At 43.3% G+C, this 5,884-nt stretch carries 4 protein-coding genes; 3 read left to right on the top strand and 1 reads right to left on the bottom strand.

What is annotated here, in order from left to right:
- The first annotated feature begins 112 nt into the window (after positions 1-112).
- Together F607_RS31530 and F607_RS0124100 are read left to right on the top strand one after the other, a co-directional pair.
- Positions 113-3,028: an RHS repeat-associated core domain-containing protein gene (locus tag F607_RS31530; RefSeq protein WP_051311792.1), complete on the top strand. Its 2,916-nt coding sequence runs from the start codon at positions 113-115 to the stop codon at positions 3,026-3,028.
- 15 nt (positions 3,029-3,043) lie between these two features.
- Positions 3,044-3,529: a pentapeptide repeat-containing protein gene (locus F607_RS0124100; protein ID WP_027710104.1), complete on the top strand. Its 486-nt coding sequence runs from the start codon at positions 3,044-3,046 to the stop codon at positions 3,527-3,529.
- Here F607_RS0124100 and F607_RS0124095 read toward each other — a convergent pair.
- The gene (locus F607_RS0124095; protein WP_027710103.1) at positions 3,526-3,876 is read right to left on the bottom strand and encodes a hypothetical protein; all 351 of its coding nucleotides are present in this window, start codon (positions 3,874-3,876) and stop codon (positions 3,526-3,528) included. The genes F607_RS0124100 and F607_RS0124095 overlap by 4 nt on opposite strands.
- A 364-nt stretch (positions 3,877-4,240) precedes the next feature.
- On the opposite strand from F607_RS0124095, the gene F607_RS0124085 reads away from it, so the two are divergent.
- A complete protein-coding gene (locus F607_RS0124085) occupies positions 4,241-5,611 on the top strand; it encodes a Fic family protein (protein ID WP_051311791.1) in 1,371 nt (456 codons plus the stop codon).
- Positions 5,612-5,884 lie beyond the last annotated feature (273 nt).

The following is a 5,884-nucleotide window of genomic DNA, read 5'->3' as shown; positions in this document are numbered from 1 at the left end:
TTAAATCGTTTTACGTCGCTGGGCATGCCTCAAAGCTATAAATCTGTCTAAACAACCTCAAAAGACCAGATGATTCAGTACTGCAACAAAGCTACGTTTAGCAGGAAGTACGATGAAGTTATTGAACCCAACACTGTTATCCGCTGCCATCCTGGCAGGTCTGGCCTCGGGTGCCACGGCAAGTGATACCCGCCATGTGCGTTATGAATATAACAACTTCGGAAAGGTCACCCAAATTGATGGACCACGTACCGATGTATCCGATATTACCCAGTTCAGTTATGACGATCGAGGTCATTTAACCAGCGTCACCAATGCATTAGGCCATACCACCCAACTGCAAAATTTTACGGCCTTAGGAAGCCCACAACGGGTTGTTGATGCCAATGGTGTAACCACTGAACTGACGTATAACGTTCGGGGCTGGTTAACCTCCAGCAGCACGGCAGGTGCCACCACGCAATATACTTACGATGCCATTGGCCAAGTCACCCAGATCACTTTACCCAGTGGGGCCAGTTTAAGTTATGAATACGACAATGCCAGTCGTTTAACGGCAGTCAGTAACAGCCAAGGTGAGCGAATTGAGTACACCTTGGATGCCATGGGTAACCGTACTCAGCAATTACTCAAATCCGCGACCGGTGAACTCGTCCAAACCCAAAGCCAAGTGTTTGATGAACTGGGCCGACTCATCCGCTCAGTGGGTGCCGCCGGTCAAACCAGCAAAGTGTCGTATGACGTCAACAGCAATGCGACAGGTGCTGTGGATGCCAATAACCATGGTTCCAGCTATGGATTTGATGCGCTAAATCGTTTAGTTACGTCAACCGATGCCCTGAACCAAGTCACCAAGCTAGACTATGACGCGCAGGGTAATCTTGCCAAGGTCAGTGCCCCCAACGGCGCGGTGACCCAATACGAATACAACGGTTTTGGTGAGTTGGTTAAACGCATCAGTGCCGATACCGGTGTCACCACCTACCAATATGACAGTGCCGGCAACATCACCCAGAAAACTGATGCCCGTGGTGAAGTCACTCAATACCGCTATGACGCTTTAAACCGCCTAACCGCACGCACTTATCCCAGTCAGCCCAAGCTGAATGTCACTTACCAATACGACGAGACTGATAATGGCAACGTCGGTATAGGTCGCTTAACCAGCGTCAAAGACCAAGCGGGGTTAATTGCCTATTACTACAATGCCCAAGGCAACCTGACCAGCGTGATGCGTGGTATGTACGTTGCCGGTCAAGAAGTCATCAACAATACCCAGTACCAGTACAGCAATGCAGGTTATATCACTGGCATCACCTACCCAAGCGGAGCCTCTGTTAGCTATGCCCGCAATAGCCTAGGTCAGGTCACAGGTATCAACTTCAGCCACAGTGGCAGCAATGATGAAATCAATGTCGCGCAAAACATCAGCTACTTGCCTTTTGGTCCCGTACAAAGCCTGACCTGGGGAAATGGCTTAACCCTGAACCGTCAGTATGACCAGGATTTCCAGCTCACCAGCCAAAGCGTACAAGGCATACAAAGCCTGAGCTATGGCTATGATGCGGTGGGTAACATCCTCAGTATTGACGATGGTTTACAGGCCAGCCTGAACCAGAAATTTGAATACGATGCGTTAGATCGCTTAGCGCTGGAAAGTGGTTACTTCGGCAAGAAGACGTATCAGTTTGATGAAGTCGGTAACCGTACCCAGCGAGTTTGGACCACAAAAGCCGACGATCAAGGCAAAAGCCAAACCCAAAAACAAACCCTGAGCTATCACGACAACAGCAACCGCTTAGCCAAACTGAATAACCAAACGGTGAGCCTGGATGCAATGGGTAATACCCTGGACAGCCAGCGCCGTCAGGCCACCTTTGATGCACGTGGTCGTCTCAGTGGTATCAGTGTCAATGGTCAGCTCAAGGCCAACTATAGTTATAACGCCTTAGGCGAGCGTGTCGTCAAAACACGCTATAAAGGTAAAAACACAGAATACACACTCTTTACCTATGACTTAGCTGGCCAGTTACTGTCTGAAACCTTGCATGATGGCAACCGTAACCGCTTAACCCGCCACTATGTGTGGTTAGGCAGTATGCCAGTGGCCATGGTGGAAGAAGTCTACAAAGCCAATGGTAAAATCGCACGCCAACAGGTCAACTATATCCATACGGACCACCTCAATACGCCACGCCGTGCCACCAATACCGAAGGCAACTTAAGCTGGGCGTGGTACAGTGATGCCTATGGCATCGGTCAGGTAGACCAAGACATCGATGGCGATGGCCGCAAGAGTTTTATTGCGCTACGCTTTCCAGGTCAGTACTACGATGCAGAGAGTGGGCTCTTTTACAACTATTTTCGCGATTACGATCCAAGTACTGGACGATACATCGAAAGTGATCCCATTGGGCTTCAGGGTGGGCTAAATACCTATGCTTATGTTGAGGGGAACCCGGTTGGATACATTGATCCACTTGGGTTAGACCGTTATGGACATCATTATAAAATAACTGATACGCGTTCAAACTGGACAGAGGAAGACTGGTGTCGTCACAGGGAGTCAATGGATAATGTTTTAGAAATCATGTTTGTTGCAGCAACTTTGGGGGAAGGCGCTGTAATAATTGGAGGTTTAAGAGCTTTTACAAAGAGTTACCTTCAACGAAGAGCTGCTAATAAAGCTGCCAAAGAACTTGCTGAGAGAAGGGCTGCTCAGTTAGCTCGTAATAAAGTTCAAAAAGGGTCTGATATCACTGAGGAAACTATTAAAGATGCCCTCAAAGATGACCCAGTAAAGGCTTCACAAGATGCTGTATCCTTAGAAGATGTGCAAAAGTACTATGATAAGCTTTCAGACTCTCCAGCACCAAATATAAAAATGGATGGAGATGTTATTACTGACGGACACCATAGATATATTGCTGGTAAAATTAAAGGCCAAACTCCAGAGGTTAGCGGCGGTGTCTTAACTCCTGCTAAAGCTGATAAAGTTAAGCCTATTTCGGAAATAAAAACTTACTAAACTAAGGAACTTCTCTTGTTTAGAATTAAATTTGAAACAGGTGAAATTTTAGATATAAATGAGAAAAGCTCTTTACAAGGTAGTGTGCTTTCAGGCTACGATTTTCACCGTGCTATATTTGATGATATGGATCTAAACTCAGTTGACTTCAGGTTATCTGAACTAAGAAGTGCTTCTTTTAGAAAGGTAAGTGCTTGTTCGGCTAACTTCAGTCAAGTTGCTTTAATGACATCAGATTTTTTTCAAGCAAACCTTAAAAAAGCGAAATTAACTAGTGCAAAAGCAATGTTTGCAGACTTTAGCTCTGCAAACCTAGCCTCTGCTGATTTAACAAACACTAACGTAAAAGGAGCTATTTTTAAAAGTGCCAATTTATCAGGTGCAATTATGCTCTGTAAAAATTTGGATGAAGCTGATTTAAAAGAAGCTATTTATAACAAAAAAACAGTTTGGCCTGAAGGATTTGATCCTTCATTAAAAGGAGCAACTTTAATAACCTAATATCTATTTTTATCAAGCTTTGCTTGGTAATCACCCAGGTTTTTAGATATACATGAGTTGGGGTGAACTTGGATTAAATTCCTCCACTCATTTATATTAAGGTCATCAATCATTACTTGTGGTTTTGGAAGAAATCCCTTAAAAATTTTTTCTATGCCAAATTCAATTGCACTATTTCGAGCATACTCTTCTCCTCCAGAGCTCCAACAATATAGCTCTGCGCCTTGCTCATATAAAGTTTTCAAATGCTCTAACATAGCAGGTATAGGTATTCGCTTTGTGCTATAACTTCGAACAAATGTGTCGTCAACATCAACAAAAAATATAAGCTTTTTGCTAGCTTTCATTATTATATCTAAGCCTATTTTACATTCTTAACTATAGTTACCAAGACAGATAGGTTAGCAAGCTCATTTTATGATGATTTTAACTACCCTATAACGTTAATGTACCACTATGTCGAAAGACTAAACCCTCTAGTACCTCTTACGCAAATAATTCCCTATTTCAGTTTCATACATTGCTAGTGCCCTTAGTGCTCCTCCCTCACCGCAGAATACCCAACCCCCTTTAAAAATTTTCCGGTAACTGCTGTTATCGGCCATTTTTTGGCCGATAAACACCTGCTTTGGCCGACAACTGGCCGATATATTGATTTTATGCTTTAATATTGGCCGATAACTTAAAGTTTTGGCCGATATCCAGACAACTATGCAAAAAGATGAATTATTAGAACACCTAAAGCAGTTTACTCAACCGATGGCTCTTAGGGACATCAAGAAGGGCTTAGACCTGCCTGAGCGCACGCTAAGGCGTTACTTAGCCCAACTGGTTGATGAAGGTAAAATCCAAGCTGAAGGTAAACTTAAGGGACGTCGCTATCGTTATACTCCTCAATCAGTATCTAGGTCTGAGCAGCAACCTGCAATTGAGATTAGTCCCAGTAACCTGGTGTACTCGAGCATCAGTCAACAGCTTATGGCTCAAATTCGGCAGCCTTTGTTTCAACGTCAACCATGTACATATCAAGCACAATGGATAGATGCCTACACACCCAATGAAACTTACTACCTGACTGAAAGTGAACGAGACCTGTTACATAATACGGGTAGCCGTTTAAGCCAAGAGTTACCTGCAGGCACATATGCTCGTAAGATATTTAATAGGCTGCTGATTGATTTGTCTTACCACTCATCACGCTTAGAAGGTAATACATACTCTTTAGTCGATACACAAAAGCTGCTTTTAGAGGGAACGGCCGCAGAAGGTAAGATGGATGTTGATAAAGTGATGATCTTAAACCACAAAGATGCCATACAGTTTCTTGTGGATGGGATTAATCGTTTACAGATTAGTATGGAAAATATCCAAACATTACACTATTTGCTTGCAGATGGGTTGGTAGCACCTGGTGCTGCAGGTCATATACGACAAGATGCAGTCAGAGTTTCATCGACAACCTATATGCCAATGGAAGGCCAACAACGCCTTACCGCTCAGCTCGAAAAGCTGATTGGGAAAGCAGCTTCAATTGATGATCCCTTTGAGCAAAGCTTTTTCTTACTGGTCCATATTAGCTACTTACAAGCCTTTATTGATGTTAATAAACGAACAGCACGGCTTAGCGCGAATATCCCTTTAGTTAGGCATAATCTAGTGCCACTGTCATTTACAGATATTGATAAAGATGACTATGCAACAGCCGTCATTGTGACTTATGAACGCAATGAAATCAGGCCCCTGGCTGAACTTTATGTTTATTCCTATTTACGAAGTTGTACACATTACTCTGTTGTAACAGAAGCAATGGGGATCGACACAATGCGTGTTCTTTACCGTGAAACTCGCAGGCGATTGATTAGTCAGGTTGTGAGCTCCAAACTTGTTGGCTCACAACTTAAGCGGTGCATTGAACAGTTCACACAAGAAGAAATTCCTATTGAGCATCAAGCCAAATTTATGGCAGATGTCGTATTTGATTTAAATAATTTACAGCCATTTAGCATTAGTGGTATGGGCATATCTCAGCGGGAGTTGGAAGAATGGAAGGTGTTATACCAGGAAAAAGGAGCAGGGTTTTAGATTTATCATATATAGCCGATACGCAGGGTTATCGGCTATTTTTTTTGTCTTAGAGAGTAATTGATCATTCATTAACCACAACTAACCTCGTCTTTTCTTTTTTCTGTAATAAATGACCCAACGCACTTGTATGTGATAGAGCGCTCATTATAATGCCCGAAATTCGCTCAATTATATCGATACTGTCGTCACAAGAAGTACATAATGAATCGTTTACACATCACGCTTGCCTGCCTGATTCTATCTATTTTTCAGGTTTTTCTTTCCCCTGTT

The organism is Zooshikella ganghwensis DSM 15267 (assembly GCF_000428585.1).
Taxonomy (GTDB): domain Bacteria; phylum Pseudomonadota; class Gammaproteobacteria; order Pseudomonadales; family Zooshikellaceae; genus Zooshikella; species Zooshikella ganghwensis.
The sequence above is the reverse complement of the archived record's forward strand: the minus strand, read 5'-3'. Positions and strand labels throughout refer to the sequence as shown.